Source organism: Stutzerimonas kunmingensis, from assembly GCF_021432085.1.
Lineage (GTDB): Bacteria > Pseudomonadota > Gammaproteobacteria > Pseudomonadales > Pseudomonadaceae > Stutzerimonas.
The window spans coordinates 3,571,594-3,592,111 of record NZ_CP090366.1; the positions used below are offsets into that span (position 1 = coordinate 3,571,594).

Here is a 20,518-nt window from a genome sequence, read left to right on the forward strand (position 1 = left end):
GCCCGGCCTTCAGGCTTTCCAGCGCGCGACACACTGTCGCACCGCCATATAAAAACGCACCCCCAAAAAAAACGCCCAGCTCCGAACGAAACTGGGCGTTTCTTTTGAAAGCGCGAATTAGCGCTTGGAGTACTGCGGACGCTTGCGCGCTTTGCGCAGACCGACCTTCTTACGTTCCACTTCACGAGCGTCGCGAGTGACGAAGCCAGCCTTACGCAGCGGGCTGCGCAGAGTTTCGTCATACGAGATCAGAGCACGAGTGATACCGTGACGAATGGCACCGGCTTGACCGCTGACACCACCACCGAGAACGGTGACGTAGATATCGAACTTCTCGACAGTCTCAGTCAGCTCCAGCGGCTGACGAACGACCATGCGGGCAGTTTCGCGACCGAAGAAGTTATCCAGCTCACGGTTGTTGATGGAGATCTTGCCAGTACCCGGGCGCAGAAAGACGCGCGCGGTTGCAGTCTTGCGACGGCCAGTGCCGTAATTTTGAGTCGCCGACATAATGAACTATTCCGTTAAATCTTCAGTTCTTGGGGCTGCTGAGCGGTGTGCGGGTGGCTGGCACCCTTGTACACCTTCAGCTTACGATACATGTCGCGACCCAGCGGGTTCTTCGGCAGCATGCCTTTGACCGCGGTCTCGATCACACGCTCGGGCGCCTTGGCGATCAGCTTCTCGAAGCTGATCGACTTGATGCCACCCGGGAAACCGGAGTGAGAGTAGTACACCTTGTCTGTGGTCTTGGCACCAGTCACACGCACTTGCTCAGCGTTGATCACGACGATGTAATCGCCAGTATCCACGTGAGGGGTGTATTCCGGCTTGTGCTTGCCACGCAGGCGGCTAGCGATTTCGGTTGCCAGACGACCCAGGGTCTGGCCGGCAGCGTCGACGACGAACCAGTCGCGCTTGACGGTTTCCGGTTTAGCAGTAAATGTCTTCATTCGTTATAGCCTCAGGGGCCGCCCTGAAAATAAGACGGCGAATCTTACTGAATGGTGCTCGCCCTGGCAAGGCCAGGGCAGCCGGAAACAGACGCTATCGGGGGCTCGGGTCAGCGCGTCCGCCACGGCAGTGGTTCGGTAGGCTAGACATCCCCTACCTTTGGCTTGCGTCGACAGGCTAGGCATCCCCGGCGACAGGCTGCGGAATTATCCTGATTACCAGCAAAATAGCAACCGACATTTATATTTATCGAATTCCGCTACACCCGCTCTCAAGCAGGCACAGCCCACCAAACAGGGAGCCTCACTCCCTAGATCTGCCAGCGTGACATCCAGGGCACTTCGGATACGTCGAACGCTCTCATGAGCACAAGCCGTCCCGTCTTCGTTAAGCTCTTCGGCACTCAGTCTCAGATCACGCGAGGTATTGCATGGAATATCGCTCACTCGGCCGCACAAATCTGAAAGTCAGTTCACTTTGCCTCGGCACCATGACATGGGGAGAACAGAACGACCAGGCCCAGGCATTCGCCCAGATCGACCGGGCGAAGACTGCCGGCATCAACTTCATAGATACGGCCGAGATGTACCCGGTGCCGCCGCGCCCGGAAACCTACGCAACCACTGAGCAATACATAGGAAATTACTTCCAGAGCCGGGGCGACAGAGCCGACTGGATCATAGCCACGAAGATCGCGGGACCCGGCAACGGCATTACCCACATTCGCGACGGTCAACCCAAATTCAATCGCGAACAGATCCGCACCGCGCTCGATAACAGCCTTCGGCGCCTGCAAACCGACTGGATCGACCTGTACCAGCTACATTGGCCGGAACGCAGCACCAACTTTTTCGGGCAGCTGGGCTACCGACATCAAGATGGCGACTTCACTCCACTGGAAGAAACTCTCGAAGCGCTCGATGCCGAAGTCAAAGCGGGCAAAATCCGCCACATCGGCCTGTCCAACGAAACACCTTGGGGCGCGATGAAATACCTGCAATTAGCCGAAGCTCGCGGCTTGCCGCGTTCGGTTTCGATACAGAACCCTTATAACCTGCTCAATCGCAGTTTCGAGGTTGGCCTGGCGGAAATCAGCATCCGCGAACAATGCGGCCTACTCGCGTACTCGCCACTGGCATTCGGCATGCTCAGCGGCAAATACGAGAACGGTGCTCGCCCTGCCAGCGCGCGCCTCACGCTCTTTGAACGCTTCGCACGTTATAACAACCCCCAGGCCAAAGCCGCATGCTCTCGGTACGTTAAACTGGCTCGCGAGCATGGACTGGATCCAGCACAGATGGCGCTTGCGTATGTCACAGCGCAACCCTTCGTCACCAGCAATATCATCGGCGCGACATCACTAGAGCAACTTGAGTCGAATATCCGTAGCGCCGAAATTACGCTCTCGAGTGAAGTGCTAGCCGCAATTGAAGCGATCCACACAGAACAGCCGAATCCAGCCCCCTAAGCCCCTTCACGAAGCACCGACTACTGCGCACCGGCAACAACGAGCACAAAGGAATCACTAGCATGATCGCCGCCCACCTGCTTGCTCCATCCAGCCTGCTGGCAGGCTGGATAATCTATGTGATCGCACTGTTATGGGCGACCTGGCGAGCTCCCTGGGTCGAGCTCTTCAGTGATACTCGCCGTCAGCACTTGCTGTTCGGCGCAATGCTTTCGATCTTTCTGCTCTGGCTGGTGCGAAGGGACTTCGATTCGGGCCTTTCATTCCACTTCATCGGGCTGACAGCCGTCACCTTGCTACTGGACTGGCCACTGGCAATCATCGCCGCCCTCATCGCCCAGGTCGGCCTGACACTGACAGGTCATCAACAAGTTGCAGCCCTGGGCATGAACGGCATCCTGCTGGTACTGATCCCAGTGCTGGTCACGGTTGTATGCGCGCGACTCGTAGAACGCGCCCAACCCCGCAACCTGTTCGTCTTCATTTTCTTCGCTGGATTCTTTCCAGCGGCGCTCGCAGCATTGGCGTGCATCCTGGCATCGCTCGGCGTACTGCTACTAGATGGTCGCTACCCGATGCCGCCTTGGCTGGCGGATTTTGCCGGCTACCTATGGCTGGTCATGTTCCCCGAAGCCTTCATCAACGGCACAGCGATTACCGCCCTGGTGGTTTTCTACCCGGACTGGATGGAAAGTTTCAATCAAAGCCGCTATCTGCAGGCGCCATGGAAAGAAGACAAGTAGCGTCAAAGCGCTAGTGCTCGCGCGGAGGCATGTCACCGGAGAACAGATCATCCTCGAGCTCATTGCCAGGAATCGCGTGCGCTTCCGACGCCCAGGCACCAAGATCGATAAGCTTGCAACGATCGGAACAGAACGGCCGGCTTGGGCTTTGCGGCCCCCACTCTACCGGCGCTCCACACGTCGGACACTCAACTATCGCAGCGGTCATACCTGCCCTCCTCGTAACTTCAAATAAAAGCGGTGCAATCGCTCGACCTCCGACCCTAGCCACGACAGATCTCGATCATTTACCAGCACATCATCGGCATGTTGCAGGCGCGCTTCACGACTGGCCTGCGCCTTGAGAATCGCCCGCACCTGCTCCTCACTGACTTGATCACGTGCCATCGTGCGCGCAACCTGGAGTGACACAGGGACGTCTACAACCAGCACACGATTGACCTGACGGTACTGCCCTGACTCGATCAGCAGCGGAGAAGCCATGATGGCGTAAGGCGACTCAGCCAAGGCGAGATGCCTGGCGATCTCAGCTCGAATCAGAGGATGCAGCAGCTGTTCCAGCCACTGCCTGTCGGCCGGGTTATCGAATATACGCTCACGCAGCCCTTTTCGATCCAGAGCGCCGTCCGCGAGCAAGATGCCTGAGCCGAAGCGCTCGGCAATCTGCAGCAACGCTGGCCGCCCGGGCTCGACCACCCAGCGCGCCGCCTGATCGGCATCGACGACATGTACACCCAGACTGGCGAAGCGATCCAGCACCGCGGTCTTGCCACTACCAATGCCGCCAGTCAACCCGAGAATCCAGGGCTCCATCGCAACCACACCCAGACTAAAAACAGGACGCGCAGTAGTAACTACTCAGCCTGCGAAGCGCAAGCCCAGAACGTCTTTCGTTAAGAGTACAAGTCGGCGGAACGACTTTCGGCTCAGCAATGGTGTCCGACTTAGAAGCGCGCGAACTGGAGATAGCTCTCGGTAATCCGGTCACCCCAAAGCAACGCGATCCAGCCGGCGATTGCCAAGTAGGGACCGAAAGGGATGGGCGTGCTGCTCTCGGCGCGCTGCACCCGCAACAGGATTGTGCCAAGAACAGCCCCAACCACCGACGACAAGAGAATGGTAAGTGGTAACACCTGCCAACCACCCCAAGCTCCTAACATCGCAAGCAGTTTGAAATCGCCATAGCCCATACCTTCTTTGCCGGTGACCAGCTTGAACAGCCAATAAACCGACCACAGGCTCAGATATCCCGCTACCGCTCCCCACAGTGCACTTTCAAGCGATACGAACAAACCGAAGTTGTTCAGGATGAGGCCAAGCCACAACAGCGGCAGAACCAGCGAATCGGGCAGCAACTGATGATCGATATCGATCATGCTCATCGCCACCAATCCCCAGGTCAGCAACAGCATTGCTCCTGCCTCCCAGGTGAAACCGAAATGCCAAGCGACATAGCCAGAAAGCAGCCCGCACACCAACTCCACAAGGGGATAGCGACTGCTGATCGGCGCCCGGCAGGACGAGCACTTGCCACGCAGGGCCAGCCAGCTGACCAAGGGGATATTTTCCCATGAGCGAATCTGGTGGTCACAGTGCGGACACCGTGAGTTTGGTAGCAGCAGATTGAAGCGCTCACCAACCGGCTCCGGTGGGCACTCGAGATACTCAAGCGCCTGCGCACGCCATTCACGTTGCATCATGATCGGCAAGCGATAGATCACGACGTTGAGAAAGCTGCCGACCAGCAAGCCGAGCAGAGCAGCAGATAAAACAAAGGCCAGCACGTGGCTGGCCAGATAATCGATCAGGATCATATTTAAACGACGGCACCCAACTGGAAAATCGGGAGATACATGGCAATGATCAAACCGCCGACCAGCACGCCCAGCACCGCCATGATCATTGGTTCCATCAGGGCAGTCAGCCCGTCAACCATGTTGTCGACTTCGTCTTCATAGAATGTCGCCACCTTCGCCAGCATTTCATCAAGGGCGCCGGACTCCTCGCCGATGGCGGTCATTTGGATCGCCATACTGGGAAAGGTGTCGGTCGTACGCATGGAGAAGTTGAGCTGCATACCACTCGAAACATCGCTCTTCACTTTCATCGTCGCATTGCGGAACACCACATTGCCCGTTGCTCCAGCGACCGAATCCAACGCATCTACCAATGGCACACCCGCAGCAAACGTAGTTGACAGGGTGCGAGCGAAACGCGCCACGGCGGATTTATAAAGAATGTCGCCGACCACAGGAACCTTGAGCAGAAAACGGTCAAATCCATTGCGAAAACGCTCCGATCTGCTATGGGCTGTTTTGAAGGCGTAAGCCGCCCCGAACATGACGAGCAGCACCATATGCCACCAGGCCTGAAGCGCTTCGGATAAACCAATCACCATCAATGTAAACGCCGGGAGCTCCGCTCCGAAGTTTGCGAAAACATCCTGAAACTGCGGAACCACCTTGATCAGCAAGATCGCCGAAACGATGATCGCAACCAGCACCACGGCAATAGGATAATTCATCGCCTTCTTGATCTTGGCTTTCAAGGCTTCGGTCTTTTCCTTATAGGTCGCCACCCGGTCCAGCAGAGTTTCCAGCGAGCCGGATTGCTCACCGGAATCTACCAAGTTGCAATAGAGATCATCGAAGTACTGAGGCTTCTGGCGCAGTGCGGTTGCGAAACTATTACCCGCTGCGACCTCCTGCTTCAGATCATCCACCAGCTTTCGCATATTTGGGTTGTCAAAGCCTTCCCCGATAATATCGAAGGACTGCAGAAGCGGCACGCCCGCCTTCATCATGGTTGCCATCTGGCGAGTGAACAAGGCGATGTCCATCGGCTTGATCTTCTTGCCAGCACTGAACAATGAAACCGACTTCTTGCGCACCTTCTGCGGATTGACACCCTGCTTACGCAGCTGCGCCTTGACCAGCGCGGGGCTGACGCCGCTCAGCTCGCCCTTTATCTTCGCGCCCTGCTTGTTGGTGCCTTCCCAGGTGAACACACTGGTTTTAATCGCTTTCTGCGCCATGTTAGTCCTTGGTCACCCGGTTCACTTCTTCCAGGCTTGTCACGCCCTGCATGGCCTTCACTAGGGCCGATGTACGCAGGTCGTTGAAGCCGTCTTTACGCATCTGGGTGGAAATGTCGATGGAGTTGCCGTCTTCCATGATAATCCTGGCCAGTGCCGGCGTGTTTTTAACCACTTCATAAATACCGACACGACCTTTGTAACCGCCTTTGCAATTATCGCAGCCGACCGGGCCGTAGATCTTGAACGTCCCAATTTTATCGGCAGGGAAACCTTCGCCCAGCAGCGCCTCGCGCGGCAGCTCCACCTCTTTCTTGCAACTGTTGCAAAGCTTGCGTGCCAGTCGCTGCGCGATGATCAGATTGACCGATGTCGCGATATTGAACGCGGCCACCCCCATATTGCGAAGACGGGTCAGGGTTTCCGCGGCGCTGTTGGTGTGTAGCGTCGACATGACCATGTGCCCCGTCTGCGCCGCCTTGATGGCGATCTCGGCGGTTTCCAGATCGCGAATCTCACCTACCATGATGATGTCCGGATCCTGACGCAGAAACGCGCGCAGCGCCTGGGAGAAATCCATCCCCTGGCGTGGATTGACGTTGACCTGGTTGATGCCTTCCAGGTTGATCTCTACAGGATCTTCTGCGGTCGAAATATTCACATCGACCGTATTCAGGATGTTCAGCCCGGTGTAGAGGGACACAGTCTTACCAGAGCCGGTCGGGCCGGTGACCAAGATCATGCCCTGCGGTTGCTTCAGGGCATTCATATAGAGCTCTTTCTGGTCTTCTTCATAGCCCAATGCATCGATACCCATTTGTGCACTGGACGGATCAAGGATTCGCATCACGATCTTCTCGCCCCAAAGCGTGGGCAGCGTATTGACGCGAAAATCAATTGCCTTGCTCTTGGACAGTTTCATCTTGATACGGCCGTCCTGAGGCTTGCGACGCTCGGAAATATCCAGCCCCGCCATCACCTTTAGGCGCGCAGAAATGCGCGGCGCCAGTTGAATCGGCGGCCGCGCGACCTCATGCAGAATGCCATCGGTACGGAGCCGTACGCGAAACGCCTTTTCATAAGGCTCGAAATGCAAGTCAGAAGAGCCGCCGCGAATAGCGTCAAGCAACATCTTATTGACAAAGCGAACAACCGGGGCATCGTCTGCCGCCTCACCTGCCTCATCATTTTTTACATCGTCCGACACGGTCTCGACGTCAACACCGTCCAGATCGACGTCGCCCAAGCCCTCCAGCCCCGTCGAACCGCCCTCGAAGAACTTGTCGATTGCATCACCAAGCTTGTCGTCCTCCACCAGGATCGCTTCTGTGTTTAGCCCCGTGCTGAACTGTATGTCAGTAACCGCCTGATGGTTAGCCGGATCAGAAACAGCCACATAAAGCTTATTGCCTCGCTTTGCAAGCGGTAGCGCTCGATGCTGGCGCGCCAACTTTTCGCTGACCAGATCCTTAGGCAGCGAGTCCTTGTCCAACGCAGATAGATCCAGCAGCGCTAAACCAAACTGCTCGGAAGCAAGCTCGGCAACTACCCCCCCCTTCGCAAGCCTGTTCTGCACCAGATAGGTAACTAGCGGCAGCTTGCTGCGCAACGCTTGCACCTGCGCCTGCTGAGCGGCCTTCTCATCCAGCACGCCTGCCAACACCATCTGCCGGGCCAAGCCGGATAGGGGAATAGTTTCGCTCATGACGGTCTCGTTCCAATCTGTGCCCGCCTTATAGCGCAGTTGTCAACGACTGGAAACAACGCCGGCAACAAGTGACGCTACTGGTCACATATTGACGCGCGGATAGCGAATCGGCCCCCTCTAATAACGTGGGTGATAACCAGCAGCTACCTTAACGACCCAAAGCCATGAACCGGGCACACGGCAGCTCGTGCTCGCTCCGACGAGAGTTCCGGCATAAATAGTTGCGGTGCTTCACATTAGCAACCGCGCCATTCGTCCCTTCCGAAAACTGGCACGCCAGATGCTTTGCCATTTCCAGGCACACAGCCTCAACACCCAAGGAGATTCAAATGAAAGCTCAAATGCAGAAAGGCTTCACCCTGATTGAATTAATGATCGTCGTTGCGATCATCGGGATTTTGGCTGCAGTAGCATTGCCGGCCTACCAAGACTACACAGTGCGTGCCAAGGTCTCGGAAGGCATGATCGCCGCTAGCTCACTTAAAATCGGCGTAACTGATGTGTTTGCCGACAACGGAATCGCTGGTGTTACCGCCTACTCTGCAGTAGTTGCTGCAGATCAACCCAACCTCGTCACCGATCTAATTACCGCCGTTGCTGTTGATGCTGGCAATGGCACCATCTCAATTACCATGGGTGGGATTCCGCAACTTGGCGGAACCAACGTCCTAGCCTTCGTACCGGAGATCAACGGCGCCGCAATTGCAGATAACAACTCGACCGGTTCGATTACTTGGGATTGTGGTAGCGCCACAACCACCATCATTGATAAGTTCCTGCCAGCCAACTGCCGCTAATCAAAGAAGCGTAGTCCTGCCGGTTCGACTAGAACTTCAGGGCCCACTTCCGCTTCCGCCAGCAAACCCCGCCCTCATCGGTGGGGTTTTTTTACCATACCAGTAATACCCAATGCTCGCTGCGCGCAGTTTGCAACAGTCCCCGCCTCGTCATAACGCACTCAGATTGCGACCCGCAATCCTACAACACGATTATGTCACTGGAGTTCAGCATGCCCACGCGCATTGTGGCTTTCTTGATTCATCTGACCGTCTCGGCCGTTATCGCGCTGATAGCCGCACTGCTCGTATACCGACTCTGGTATCCAGCCCCACTACATGAAGCACTAGGCGTCACCCGTATATTCCTATTATTGCTGCTGGTCGATATAACCCTCGGCCCAATTTTTACATTAGTGATATTTAAAGTCGGCAAGAAGACTCTCGTGACGGACATATTAGCAATCGGGTGCCTGCAATTGAGCGCGCTAGGCTATGGCCTCTGGACCGTCGCGGAAGGACGCCCAGTTTGGATTGTTTACAACTCCGATCGCTTCGATGTGGTAACGGTGGTGGATATCGACATCCGTCAACTGGACAAAGCACTCGCTCAATATCGAAGTATTCCCTGGTCCGGCCCCAAATGGGTCGGAGCAGTAAAGCCTGATGATCCCGAACAACGGAACCATATCCTCTTCGAAGCCCTACAGGGCGGTAGCGACATAGCACAACGCCCCCACCTCTACCGACCGCTGACCGAAATGGCCGAAGCCATACGAAAGCGCGCACTACCGCTGGAGAAACTCATCGATGTAAACGACAGAACAACAGTTCGCAGTGCACTTCAAAACTGGCCAAGAGCTTCATCCTGGGTACCGCTGATGGCACGTGACAAACCAATGGTGGTGTTGCTCGGCGAAGATAAGAATGAGGTGATAGCCATCATCGATCTAAAACCGTGGAGATAACCCTCCAACATGGTTTTGAGAACTGGCTAGTGCCCCCCCCCCGCACGAGCATTTTGGCTGAGCTTTGCGGTTAAGAAAGTCCCAGCAGGTTTCAATCCGCTGGCAGATTGAAACTCGCCACTTCAGATCAACCCACGCTCACGCAGCAGCTGGATCACCTGCCTAACCCCCTCTTCAAGGCTCGACATCTCGCTATCCACGATGATATCCGCTCCCAGCGGCACATCGTACGGGAAAGACTCTCCCGGAATGTTATCCCCGCCCGCCGCATACAACCCCTGCGGATCGCGCTGGCGGCAGGCTTGCGGGGATGCCTGGACGTAGACGGTGATCAGGCGCTCAGCGCCGATCAGTGCCTTGGCCTGTTCGCGCCCTTCGGCATCAGGGGCTACGAATGCGGCCAGGGTGATCAGGCCCGCTTCGTTGAATTGACGTGCGACGTGGGCGGCGCGGCGCCAGTTCTCGGTACGGCCGGCGCGATCCTGCGGTAGGCCTTTGTTGAGGTCGTGGCGCAGGTTCTGGCCATCGAGCACGTAAACCGCGCGGCCCATATCGAACAGCTTGCGCTCCACCGCATAAGCCAGCGTGCTCTTGCCGGCGCCGGAAAGGCCGGTAAACAGCACGGTCGCCGGTTGTTGGCCGAAGCGAGTGGCGCGTTCCTCGGTAGACACGTGCGCCAGCGCACCGTGATGACCGCCCGATCCATGGGCAACCGGTTCGGCGATGATCATGCCGGCGCCGACGGTGCCATTGGTGAGACGATCAATGACGATGAAAGCGCCGGTCGTGCGGTTCTGCGCGTAACCATCGAGCGCGATAGGCGCATCCAGGCTGATTTTGACCTTGCCGATCTCGTTGAGCTGCAGGCTGCTCGCGGCACCCTGCTCCAAGGTGTTCACATCAATCTTGTGGGCGATGCTGGCAATCGAGCCCGGCACGTAGCTGGTGGCACGCTTGATGTCGTACTTTTTGCCCGGCAGCATCGGCTCTTCGCCCATCCACACCAGCATGGCCTCGAAGCTGTCGGCGATACGTGGGCGACTGTCCGCATGTACCAGCATGTCGCCGCGCGAGACATCGATTTCGTCTTCCAGCGTCAGGGTGACGGCTTCACCCGGCGTCGCCTGCTCGAGCTCGCCATCGAAGGTGACGATGGACTTCACCCGGCTGGTCTTGCCGGACGGTAGCACAGCAATTTCGTCACCCTTGCGCACGATACCGCTGGCCAGGGTGCCGGCGAAGCCACGGAAGTTCAGATTCGGGCGGTTGACGTACTGCACCGGGAAGCGCAGGTCATCGAAGTTACGGTCACCGGCGATCTCGACACTCTCCAGAATCTCCATCAGCGACTGCCCCTCGTACCAAGGCGCACGCTCGCTGCGATTGACCACATTGTCGCCCTTCAGCGCCGACATCGGCACGAAGTGCAGGGACGATGGCTTGAGCTCGATGCGATCGGCGAATGCCAGGTAGTCGGCCTTGATCTTCTCGAACACGTCCTGATCGAAGTTCATCAGGTCCATCTTGTTGATGGCGACGACGATATGCTTGATGCCCAACAACGAGGTAATGAAGCTGTGACGCTTGGTCTGGGTCTGCACGCCGTAGCGGGCATCGACCAGAATGATCGCCAGGTCGCAGGTCGACGCACCGGTCGCCATGTTGCGCGTGTACTGCTCATGGCCAGGAGTATCGGCAATGATGAACTTGCGCTTGGCGGTACTGAAATAACGGTAGGCAACGTCGATGGTGATGCCTTGCTCGCGCTCGGCCTGCAGACCGTCAACCAGAAGCGCCAGATCGACGTCTTCGCCGGTGGTACCGACCTTCTTGGAGTCGCGGGTGATCGCTTCGAGATGGTCCTCGTAGATCATCTTCGAATCATGCAGCAGACGGCCGATCAGCGTGCTCTTGCCGTCATCGACGTTGCCGCAGGTCAGGAAACGCAGGAGTTCCTTGCGCTCGTGTTGCGCCAGGTAGGCGAGGATGTCCTCGCTGATCAGTTCGGATTGATGACTCATGATGCGCTTCCTTAGAAATAACCCTGGCGTTTCTTTTCTTCCATCGAGCCGGTGGCGTCATGGTCGATGACGCGCCCCTGGCGCTCGGAAGTGCGGGTCAGGAGCATCTCCTGGATGATTTCCGGCAGGCTGGTCGCGGTCGACTCGACCGCACCGGTGAGCGGGTAGCAGCCGAGGGTGCGGAAGCGGACCATGCGTTTTTCGATGCGCCCTTTTTCCTCATCGGTGAGGTGCTCGAGAATCCGCTCATCGTCGATCATGATCAGCGTGCCGTTCTTCTCGATGACTTCCCGCTCGGCAGCGAAGTACAGCGGCACGATCGGGATCTGCTCAAGGTAGATGTATTGCCAGATGTCCAATTCAGTCCAGTTGGAGAGCGGGAACACGCGGATCGACTCGCCCTTCTTGACCTTGCCGTTGTAGAGATTCCACAGCTCAGGGCGCTGGTTCTTCGGATCCCAGCGGTGCTTGCTGTCACGGAAGGAGTAGACACGCTCCTTGGCGCGGGATTTTTCCTCGTCGCGACGGGCACCACCGAAGGCAGCGTCGAAGCCGTACTTGTCCAGCGCCTGCTTGAGTCCTTCGGTCTTCATGACGTCGGTGTGCTTGGCACTGCCATACGTGAAGGGATTCATGTCCTGCGCCACACCCTCGGGGTTGATGTGGGTGATCAGCTCAAGGCCCATCTCCTCGACCATCTTGGTGCGGAAGCTGTACATCTCCTGGAACTTCCAGCGGGTGTCGACATGCAGCACCGGGAACGGCAGCTTGCCAGGGAAGAAGGCCTTGCGCGCCAGGTGCAGCATTACGGCCGAATCTTTGCCGATGGAATACAGCATCACCGGGTTGCCGAACTCTGCAGCGACCTCACGAATGATATGGATGCTTTCCGCCTCCAGCTGTTTCAGATGCGTCAGTTTGTCGACCATGGCTACTCACGATTTGGCAGATGGACGGCCGGCCGGCCGTGGAATGGTCGCAACTCTAACACGACCTTCAATTCTAATCAGGCCGCCTTTTAGACCTAAAAGCTATAGATTTATATCGACTCTCCGCCGTGCCACGGGACCGTGAGATGAGGGCTCCACGACTCACTGCGCTTGTAGAACAAGCTTTACGCGGGGTTTGGGCAATCAATGAATTGGTGCTCGATGCCGAAGCGTCTTGCTAGGTACTCACCCAGCGCGCGGACCCCATAGCGCTCTGTCGCGTGATGGCCGGCAGCGAAGAAGCTCAGGCCATTTTCACGAGCGATATGTGCCGTGGGTTCGGAGATTTCACCGGTGATATAGGCGTCTACTCCGGCCGCCACAGCCTGATCGATATAGCCTTGGGCACCACCGGTACACCAGGCGACACGTCGAATCGGGCGGTCGCCGGCGACCATCAGCGGCTCCCGACCAAGCACGTCATGGATCCGACGCATGAACTCAGCCGGCGCCAGCGGTTTCTCAAGGGAGCCCACCAGCCCCACCGAGCGCGGATTGCCCGGCTCCAGCGGACCGTCGGAGCGAAGACCGAGCAGTACGCCCAATCGGGCGTTGTTGCCAACCTCGGGGTGGACATCGAGTGGCAGGTGGTACGCCAGCAGGCTGATATCGTTGCTCAGCAAGGTTTTCAGGCGGCGCTGCTTCATGCCGACGACGCGGGCATCTTCGTTTTTCCAGAAATACCCATGGTGGACCAGGACCACATCGGCGCCCGCCTCGACTGCCGCATCCAGTAATGCCTGGCTGGCCGTCACACCGCTGACGATCCGCGCCACCTGAGGACGCCCTTCGACCTGCAGACCATTGGGGCAGTAATCGGCAATCCTCGCGGCATCCAGATACCGGTCTGCTTCCTGAACCAGGGCAGTGAGCGCAACAGTCATGGCAACCTCTTGGTAGATGAGACACGGCTCGATAGATTTCTCGTCGAACCGCCGCGGCAAATCATGCACACATGAAGCTGCATTTCAGTTAGAGCTTCGTATAATGCCGCCACCTTAAGGGGCGCTCCACGCGCCCGCAACTCTGTCCGGACCCCTGCGCGATGTTCAATGCCCTACGTTTTCTCGGCTGGCCGTTGCTGGTCGGCCTGCTCGTAGCACTGCTGATCATCCAGCGCTATCCGCAGCTGGTGGGTATAAAGGAGCACGACATCGGGCTACAGCAGGCACCGCTGGTTGCCAGCGCACCGCAGCAGGGCCCTTATTCGTACGCCAACGCGGTGGCGGCCGCTGCGCCAGCAGTTGCCAACCTCTACACCACCAAGGTCATCGAGAAGACCGAGCAGCAACCGCTGTCCAAGGACCCGCTGTTTCAACGCTTCTTCAGTGACAACCTGCCGAGGCAACGGCGCATGGAGTCGAGCCTCGGTTCTGCGGTAATCATGAGCTCCGAAGGATACTTGCTCACCAACAACCATGTGACCGCCAACGCCGAGCAGATCGTCGTGGCCCTCAAGGATGGCCGGGAAACGCTGGCCCGGGTGATTGGCAGCGATCCGGAGACCGACCTTGCCGTGCTGAAGATCGACCTCGCAGACCTACCGGCCATCACGCTCGGCCATTCCGATCGCATACGCGTCGGCGACGTCACCCTGGCGATCGGCAACCCCTTCGGCGTCGGCCAGACCGTCACCATGGGCATCATCAGCGCCACCGGCCGCAATCAGCTGGGCCTGAATACCTATGAGGATTTCATCCAGACAGACGCTGCAATCAACCGCGGCAACTCGGGCGGCGCGCTGGTGGATGCCGGCGGCAACCTGATCGGCATCAATACCGCCATCATTTCCGAGTCTGGCGGTTCGCAGGGCATCGGCTTCGCGATACCGGTAAAGCTGGCGCTGGAAGTGATGAAGTCGATCATCGAGCACGGCCAGGTCATTCGTGGCTGGCTGGGCGTGGAGGTGCAGTCGCTGACTCAGGAGCTCGCGGAGTCCTTCGGTCAGGAAGGACGACCGGGAATCGTGGTGGCCGGTGTCTACCGCGACGGCCCGGCGGCACGCGCCGGGCTTCAGCCAGGCGACCTGATCCTGAGCATCGACGGGGTGCAGTCGGCCGACGGACGCAGCTCGATGAATCAGGTCGCCCGCGCGCGCCCAGGCGAGAACATCGACATCGACATCCTGCGCAATGGCAAGCCGCTGACCCTCACCGCCGAAGTTGGCATGCGACCACCGGTTAACGCTGCGCCGAAATAGCGATGACGCTCCTGCCAAAAGAGGGAAATGCCGCAACATGCTGCGCCCCTTCCACCGCCAGGTCGGCAAGGGCATGCAGTAAGCCTGCCCGAACCAGACTCAGCGTCAGCCGAGCGCAGCCAACAGCGCGTGATTCTGCTCCGGCGTACCGATGGTGATACGCAAGAACTGCTCGATACGTGGCTGCTTGAAATGCCGCACGATCACGCCCTGCTCGCGCAGGCTCGCGGCTACCGCGGCCGCATCGCGCTGCGGATGGCGTGCGAAAATGAAGTTCGCCGCCGATGGCAGAACCTCGAACCCCAGCCCCTGCATCGCCGTGACTACCGCCTCGCGACTGTCGATGACCTGCTGACAGGTCTGCTGGAAATGGGCGCGATCCTCGAACGCCGCCGCGGCGCCGGCGATGGCGATACGGTCCAGCGGGTAGGAATTGAAGCTGTTCTTGATCCGCTCCAGCGCCTCGATCAGATCCGGATGGCCGACCGCCAGCCCCACCCGAAGACCGGCCAGCGAACGCGACTTGGACAGCGTCTGCGTCACCAGCAGATTCGGATAACGGTCCACCAATGCGATGGCAGACTCACCGCCGAAATCCACATAGGCCTCATCGATCAGCACCACGGATTCAGTGTTCGCCTGCAATAGCTGCTCGATCGCCTGAAGTGGAAGCAGGCAGCCAGTCGGCGCATTCGGGTTAGGGAAGATGATGCCGCCGTTCGGCCGGTTGTAATCGGCCACATCGATCTGGAACTGTTCATCGAGCGCGACGGTTTCGTAGGCGATGCCATACAGCCCACAGTACACCGGGTAGAAGCTGTAGCTGATATCAGGAAACAGCAGCGGGCGGTCATGCTGGAACAAACCATGAAAGGCATGGGCTAGCACTTCGTCCGAGCCATTGCCGACGAAGACCTGAGCTGGGCACACACCGTAATATTCGGCCACGGCGTGCTTCAGCCGCTCGCCGTTCGGGTCCGGATACAGCCGCAGACCGTCGTTGAGCTCGGCCTGCATCGCGGTGATCGCACGTGGCGATGGGCCATAGGGGTTCTCGTTGGTGTTGAGCTTGACCAGCTTGCTCAGCTTGGGCTGCTCACCCGGCACATAGGGCACCAGGTCCTTGACGAAGGGGCTCCAGAATTTGCTCATCTGCCCTTCTCTCCTCGAAAGTGATCGGTTGGTCGTGAGGCGATAGTTCAAAACGCGTTGCCGAGTGGCGACGGCGAACGGGCATGAGCCAGTCCGTGCCGGCCGCCCAGCGTCAGCTCTTGATGCGGTACTCGGCGCTGCGCGCATGCGCCGTCAGCGATTCGCCGCGCGCCAGCACCGACGCCACCTTGCCCAACGTCGAGGCACCCTCGGCCGAGCAATTGATGATCGACGAGCGCTTCTGGAAGTCATACACACCCAGCGGCGAGGAGAAGCGCGCCGTGCCCGAGGTCGGCAGCACATGGTTCGGGCCAGCGCAGTAATCGCCCAGCGCCTCGGCGGTGTAACGCCCCATGAAGATCGCGCCGGCATGCCGAATCTGCGGCAGCCATTGCTCCGGCTCGGCGACCGAAAGCTCCAGGTGCTCAGGCGCGATACGGTTGGCGACATCGATCGCCTCCTGCATGTCGGCCACCTGAATCAGCGCACCACGGCCTTCGATGGAGGTACGGGCAATATCGGCACGCTCCAGCGTCGGCAGCAGGCGGGCGATGCTTTCGGCGACGCGATCAAGGAAAGCGGCATCCGGGCTGACCAGAATCGACTGGGCATCCTCGTCATGCTCGGCCTGGGAGAACAGGTCCATGGCGATCCAGTCCGGGTCGGTCTGGCCGTCGCAGACCACCAGGATTTCCGACGGGCCTGCAATCATGTCGATACCAACCTTGCCGAATACGTGACGCTTAGCAGTAGCAACATAGATGTTGCCCGGGCCGACGATCTTGTCCACCGGCGGCACGCTCTCGGTACCGTAGGCCAGCGCCGCGACCGCCTGCGCACCACCGATGGTAAAGACCCGATCCACGCCGGCAATGCAGGCCGCCGCGAGCACCAACTCATTGAGCTCGCCACGCGGGGTAGGCACGACCATGACCACTTCCGGCACACCAGCAACCTTGGCCGGAATGGCGTTCATCAGCACCGACGATGGATAGGATGCCTTGCCGCCCGGCACGTAGAGACCGGCGCGGTCCAGCGGGGTGACTTTCTGCCCCAGCACCGTGCCGTCGGCTTCGGTATAGGTCCAGGAGTCCTGTTTCTGCCGCTCGTGATAGCTGCGCACCCGCTCGGCAGCAATTTCGAGGGCCTCGCGCTGTTCTGGGGTAATCCGCTCGAGGGCCTGCTCCAGACGTGCGCGCGGCAGGATCAGATCAGCCATGGAGGCGACCTGTAATCCATCGAAGCGCTGGGTCAGCTCTACCAGCGCAGCATCGCCGCGCTCGCGCACAGCCTTGATGATCTCCAGCACTCGCTCGTTTACGCCATCGTCGGAAACGCTTTCCCAGCTCAACAGATGATCCAGATGACGTGCGAAGTCGGCATCGGCAGCGTTGAGTCGACGAATGGCGGAGGGAGCGGTCATAGCGGGCCTCATGGTTGGCTAGGCATCGGAAGCGGCCTGCTTCATTGCAATGGCACGAAGCGCAGGCCGGGCTCTCAGGCGCCGCTAGAATATCAAGCCCACCGTGCGGGCACCTGAGAATTTCAGCTATGGCACGGATAGGCAGGCGCGGTGGCGACCGCGAAACGCATCAATGCTGATGCTGCTGAACCGCCGTATGCAGGGTATCGATCAGCGCTTGGATACGCGCGTGCTGCATCTTCATCGAAGCCTTGTTCACCACCAGCCGCGAACTGATGTGTGCGATCAGTTCCTGGGGCTCCAGGCCATTGGCACGCAGGGTGTTGCCGGTGTCGACGACGTCGATGATCTTATCCGCCAGCCCCACCAGCGGCGCCAGCTCCATCGAGCCGTACAGCTTGATGATGTCGACCTGGCGGCCCTGCTCGGCGTAGTAGCGCTTGGCGACATTGACGAACTTGGTCGCCACGCGCAGGCGGCCCTTGGGCTCCGGCGCACCGACCTTGCCGGCGGTCATCAACTTGCAGTTGGCGATGCGCAGATCGAGTGGCTCGTAAAGCCCCTGGCCGCCGTACTCCATCAGCACATCCTTGCCGGCGACGCCGAGATCGGCCGCACCATGCTCGACGTAGGTGGGCACGTCGGTAGCGCGGACGATCAGCAGACGCACATCATCCTGAGTGGTCGGGATGATCAGCTTGCGGCTCTTGTCCGGGTTCTCGGTGGGCACGATGCCGGCTGCGGCGAGCAGCGGCAGGGTATCGTCGAGGATGCGGCCTTTGGACAGGGCGATGGTAAGCATGGAGCATATTTCCTTTGGAACCTCGGGTGGGCCCTCGCTAGTCAAGGGCCCGCTAGCCATCCGTCTTGCGAAAACCTAGCCCGGCACGCGGCGAATCTTCGCGCCCAGCAGCTGCAGCTTCTCTTCGATGCACTCGTAGCCACGATCAATGTGGTAGATGCGATCGATCAGCGTATCGCCCTCGGCAACCAGGCCGGCGATGACCAGGCTTGCCGACGCGCGCAGATCGGTCGCCATGACCGGCGCACCTTTGAGACGCTCGACGCCGGTGACAATGGCGGTATTGCCTTCGACCAGAATCTGCGAGCCCATGCGGTTCATCTCGTAGACGTGCATGAAGCGATTCTCGAAAACGGTCTCGATCACCGTGCCGGTGCCTTCGGCAATGGCGTTCAGCGCAATGAACTGCGCCTGCATGTCGGTCGGAAACGCGGGGTATGGCGCAGTCCGCACGTTGACTGCCTTTGGCCGCTTGCCCTTCATGTCCAACTCGATCCAGTCGCTACCGGTGTCGATATGCGCGCCAGCCTCAACCAGCTTGTGCAGCACAGCTTCGAGCAGCGTTGCGTCGGTATCCTTCAAGCGAACACGGCCACCAGTGGCAGCCGCCGCGACCAGATAGGTCCCGGTTTCTATACGGTCGGGCATCACGCTGTAACGACCACCGCCAAGACGTTTGACCCCATCGATGGTGATGGTGTCGGTGCCGGCACCGGAAACCTTAGCACCCATGGAGTTGAGGAAGTTGGCCAGGTCAACCACCTCGGGCTCACGCGCGGCGTTTTCCAGCACGCTGCGGCCGTTGGCCAGCGCGGCGGCCATCATGATGTTTTCGGTACCGGTCACACTTACCGTATCGAAGAAGAAATGCGCACCACGCAATCCACCGGCAGGCGCCTTGGCCTTGATGTAGCCACCTTCGACGTCAATGTGCGCGCCCATGGCTTCGAGACCACGGATGTGCAGATCGACCGGCCGCGAGCCAATGGCGCAACCGCCGGGCAAGGCAACTTCGGCTTCGCCAAAACGCGCGACCATCGGGCCGAGCACCAGGATCGAGGCGCGCATGGTCTTCACCAGCTCATAGGGCGCAACCAGCGTCTTGATGCTGCTGGCGTCCACTTCGACACTGAGCTTTTCGTCGATGACCGGCTGCACGCCCATGCGACCGAACAGCTCGATCATCGTGGTGATGTCGTGCAGGTGCGGCAGGTTGCATACCGTGACAGGGGTGTCGGCCAACAAAGTGGCGGCCAGAATCGGCAGGGCGGAGTTCTTCGCACCGGAAATGCGAATCTCGCCATCGAGGCGAATACCGCCGGTAATGATCAGTTTGTCCATGAGTATTCCCGTAAGCCGCAGGCTGTAAGCACTGCCGAAGGGGGCGGCGCAGTCAATTCGACGCGCTCTGCCTGGAATGAGTGGAGGTGCTGGCCGCCAGCGATCAGGCGCGCCCGGCCCAGTCGACGCGACTGAAGAACTTCATGGTGACGGCGTGAATGCTGCCGTCGGCGATCCAGGGGTTGAGGTGGGCGTATATCTGCTGCTGGCGTTTGACCGGGCTCAGACCGGCCAGCTCGTCACTGATCACGTTGAGCTGGAAGTTGCAGCCTTCGCCTTCCACTTCTACCTGGGCACCTGGAATCTTCTGTTCCAGGAAATTCTTCACTTCTTGGGCCTGCATGTTCAACCTCGATCGGCGCAGGACGCGCACGGGCCGATCATCATACAAAAAAGCCCGAAGGCTGCGAACCCCGAACCTCGCCGAACCAACGGAGATGTCTCAATCGAGCGTCTCGGCGCCCTGGTCACGGCTACGCGAATGGCGTGGCCGACCGCTATCGCTTTGCACGGCGGGAAAGCGTGAGGAGGCGAAGCGCACCACCAGAATCGCCAACGCCAGAAGCAGGATCGCACCGGATACGTAGACCACGCCCATGTCAGGACGATGGTGGTGGGAAACATCGGAGATCAACAGGCGGGTCAGCGCGGTAATCGCCACGTAGATCAGGAATCGCACCGGCATGTGGTTGGTCTTGAAATAGATCCCGACCATCGCACCCAGCTCTAGGTAGATGAACAGCAGCAGGATGTCATCGACCGTGATATGGCCCTTCTCGACCATGCCGAGAAAGGCCATGACCGCCGCCCAGGCCGTCACCGCGCCGATCGCAAACAGCGCCAGGTAGTGGAACGTCTCGACCAGCAGATTGCCCAGCGATTCGGCCAGCTCATGCACGCTATCGCGCAGCCCTTCCGCCCAGCGCAGTTTCATACGGC

Annotated in this window: 21 protein-coding genes; 5 read left to right on the top strand and 16 right to left on the bottom strand. The window is 59.1% G+C overall.

The annotated features are described in order from the left end of the window. Positions 1 to 117: 117 nt before the first annotated feature. Together rpsI and rplM are read right to left on the bottom strand one after the other, a co-directional pair. On the bottom strand, positions 118 to 510 hold the full coding sequence (rpsI, locus tag LW136_RS16965; RefSeq protein WP_003302797.1) for a 30S ribosomal protein S9: 393 nt from the start codon (positions 508 to 510) through the stop codon (positions 118 to 120). Between the two features lie 14 nt (positions 511 to 524). Continuing rightward, positions 525 to 953 carry a 50S ribosomal protein L13 gene (gene rplM / locus LW136_RS16970; RefSeq protein ID WP_014821355.1) on the bottom strand — a complete coding sequence of 143 codons (429 nt, stop codon included), beginning with the start codon at positions 951 to 953 and terminating at the stop codon, positions 525 to 527. Between the two features lie 431 nt (positions 954 to 1,384). On the opposite strand from rplM, the gene LW136_RS16975 reads away from it, so the two are divergent. Together LW136_RS16975 and LW136_RS16980 are read left to right on the top strand one after the other, a co-directional pair. Beyond that, positions 1,385 to 2,422: an NADP(H)-dependent aldo-keto reductase gene (locus LW136_RS16975; protein ID WP_191122335.1), complete on the top strand. Its 1,038-nt coding sequence runs from the start codon at positions 1,385 to 1,387 to the stop codon at positions 2,420 to 2,422. Positions 2,423 to 2,484: 62 nt separating this feature from the next. Further along, positions 2,485 to 3,165, top strand: coding sequence for an energy-coupling factor ABC transporter permease (locus tag LW136_RS16980; protein WP_042928463.1), 681 nt, complete (start codon positions 2,485 to 2,487; stop codon positions 3,163 to 3,165). Between the two features lie 10 nt (positions 3,166 to 3,175). Here the strand turns inward: LW136_RS16980 and yacG are convergent, their stop codons facing one another. The 5 genes from yacG to pilB form a co-directional block, all read right to left on the bottom strand. After that, positions 3,176 to 3,373: a DNA gyrase inhibitor YacG gene (gene yacG / locus LW136_RS16985; RefSeq protein ID WP_003302802.1), complete on the bottom strand. Its 198-nt coding sequence runs from the start codon at positions 3,371 to 3,373 to the stop codon at positions 3,176 to 3,178. Beyond that, positions 3,370 to 3,978: a dephospho-CoA kinase gene (gene coaE, locus LW136_RS16990; protein WP_191121779.1), complete on the bottom strand. Its 609-nt coding sequence runs from the start codon at positions 3,976 to 3,978 to the stop codon at positions 3,370 to 3,372. Before coaE ends, yacG begins: the two co-directional genes overlap by 4 nt. Before the next feature lie 131 nt (positions 3,979 to 4,109). Beyond that, the gene (locus LW136_RS16995; protein ID WP_191121778.1) at positions 4,110 to 4,979 is read right to left on the bottom strand and encodes a prepilin peptidase; all 870 of its coding nucleotides are present in this window, start codon (positions 4,977 to 4,979) and stop codon (positions 4,110 to 4,112) included. Between the two features lie 2 nt (positions 4,980 to 4,981). Further along, positions 4,982 to 6,199, bottom strand: a complete 1,218-nt coding sequence (locus tag LW136_RS17000) for a type II secretion system F family protein (RefSeq protein WP_191121777.1) — start codon at positions 6,197 to 6,199, stop codon at positions 4,982 to 4,984. Between the two features lies 1 nt (position 6,200). Beyond that, positions 6,201 to 7,904 (bottom strand): type IV-A pilus assembly ATPase PilB, encoded by a 1,704-nt coding sequence (gene pilB, locus LW136_RS17005; protein WP_234173235.1) that lies wholly within the window; start codon positions 7,902 to 7,904, stop codon positions 6,201 to 6,203. Positions 7,905 to 8,236: 332 nt separating this feature from the next. On the opposite strand from pilB, the gene LW136_RS17015 reads away from it, so the two are divergent. Together LW136_RS17015 and tfpZ are read left to right on the top strand one after the other, a co-directional pair. Further along, entirely contained in the window at positions 8,237 to 8,704 is a 468-nt protein-coding gene (locus LW136_RS17015; protein ID WP_272877626.1) for a pilin, read from the top strand. Positions 8,705 to 8,916: 212 nt separating this feature from the next. After that, positions 8,917 to 9,651, top strand: a complete 735-nt coding sequence (gene tfpZ, locus LW136_RS17020) for a TfpX/TfpZ family type IV pilin accessory protein (RefSeq protein ID WP_234173241.1) — start codon at positions 8,917 to 8,919, stop codon at positions 9,649 to 9,651. Between the two features lie 122 nt (positions 9,652 to 9,773). Here the strand turns inward: tfpZ and cysN are convergent, their stop codons facing one another. The 3 genes from cysN to LW136_RS17035 form a co-directional block, all read right to left on the bottom strand. Continuing rightward, a complete protein-coding gene (cysN, locus tag LW136_RS17025; protein WP_234173242.1) occupies positions 9,774 to 11,672 on the bottom strand; it encodes a sulfate adenylyltransferase subunit CysN in 1,899 nt (632 codons plus the stop codon). A gap of 11 nt (positions 11,673 to 11,683) precedes the next feature. Further along, the gene (cysD, locus tag LW136_RS17030; protein ID WP_014821370.1) at positions 11,684 to 12,601 is read right to left on the bottom strand and encodes a sulfate adenylyltransferase subunit CysD; all 918 of its coding nucleotides are present in this window, start codon (positions 12,599 to 12,601) and stop codon (positions 11,684 to 11,686) included. A gap of 185 nt (positions 12,602 to 12,786) precedes the next feature. Further along, positions 12,787 to 13,545, bottom strand: coding sequence for a Nif3-like dinuclear metal center hexameric protein (locus tag LW136_RS17035; protein WP_191121772.1), 759 nt, complete (start codon positions 13,543 to 13,545; stop codon positions 12,787 to 12,789). 161 nt (positions 13,546 to 13,706) lie between these two features. Between LW136_RS17035 and algW the strand changes: the two genes are divergently transcribed. Continuing rightward, the gene (gene algW, locus LW136_RS17040) at positions 13,707 to 14,861 is read left to right on the top strand and encodes a Do family serine endopeptidase AlgW (protein ID WP_045666651.1); all 1,155 of its coding nucleotides are present in this window, start codon (positions 13,707 to 13,709) and stop codon (positions 14,859 to 14,861) included. Positions 14,862 to 14,966: 105 nt separating this feature from the next. Here algW and hisC read toward each other — a convergent pair whose 3' ends face one another. The 6 genes from hisC to LW136_RS17070 form a co-directional block, all read right to left on the bottom strand. After that, the gene (gene hisC, locus LW136_RS17045; RefSeq protein WP_191121771.1) at positions 14,967 to 16,013 is read right to left on the bottom strand and encodes a histidinol-phosphate transaminase; all 1,047 of its coding nucleotides are present in this window, start codon (positions 16,011 to 16,013) and stop codon (positions 14,967 to 14,969) included. Between the two features lie 112 nt (positions 16,014 to 16,125). Further along, positions 16,126 to 17,436: a histidinol dehydrogenase gene (gene hisD / locus LW136_RS17050; protein WP_014821374.1), complete on the bottom strand. Its 1,311-nt coding sequence runs from the start codon at positions 17,434 to 17,436 to the stop codon at positions 16,126 to 16,128. A gap of 169 nt (positions 17,437 to 17,605) precedes the next feature. Continuing rightward, on the bottom strand, positions 17,606 to 18,238 hold the full coding sequence (hisG, locus tag LW136_RS17055; protein WP_003302822.1) for an ATP phosphoribosyltransferase: 633 nt from the start codon (positions 18,236 to 18,238) through the stop codon (positions 17,606 to 17,608). Positions 18,239 to 18,313: 75 nt separating this feature from the next. Next, positions 18,314 to 19,579, bottom strand: coding sequence for a UDP-N-acetylglucosamine 1-carboxyvinyltransferase (murA, locus tag LW136_RS17060; protein ID WP_023445909.1), 1,266 nt, complete (start codon positions 19,577 to 19,579; stop codon positions 18,314 to 18,316). A gap of 103 nt (positions 19,580 to 19,682) precedes the next feature. Next, positions 19,683 to 19,922, bottom strand: coding sequence for a BolA family protein (locus LW136_RS17065; RefSeq protein WP_191121770.1), 240 nt, complete (start codon positions 19,920 to 19,922; stop codon positions 19,683 to 19,685). A 99-nt stretch (positions 19,923 to 20,021) separates the two neighbouring features. Next, the gene (locus LW136_RS17070; RefSeq protein ID WP_191121769.1) at positions 20,022 to 20,513 is read right to left on the bottom strand and encodes a phosphate-starvation-inducible protein PsiE; all 492 of its coding nucleotides are present in this window, start codon (positions 20,511 to 20,513) and stop codon (positions 20,022 to 20,024) included. Between the last annotated feature and the right edge of the window lie 5 nt (positions 20,514 to 20,518).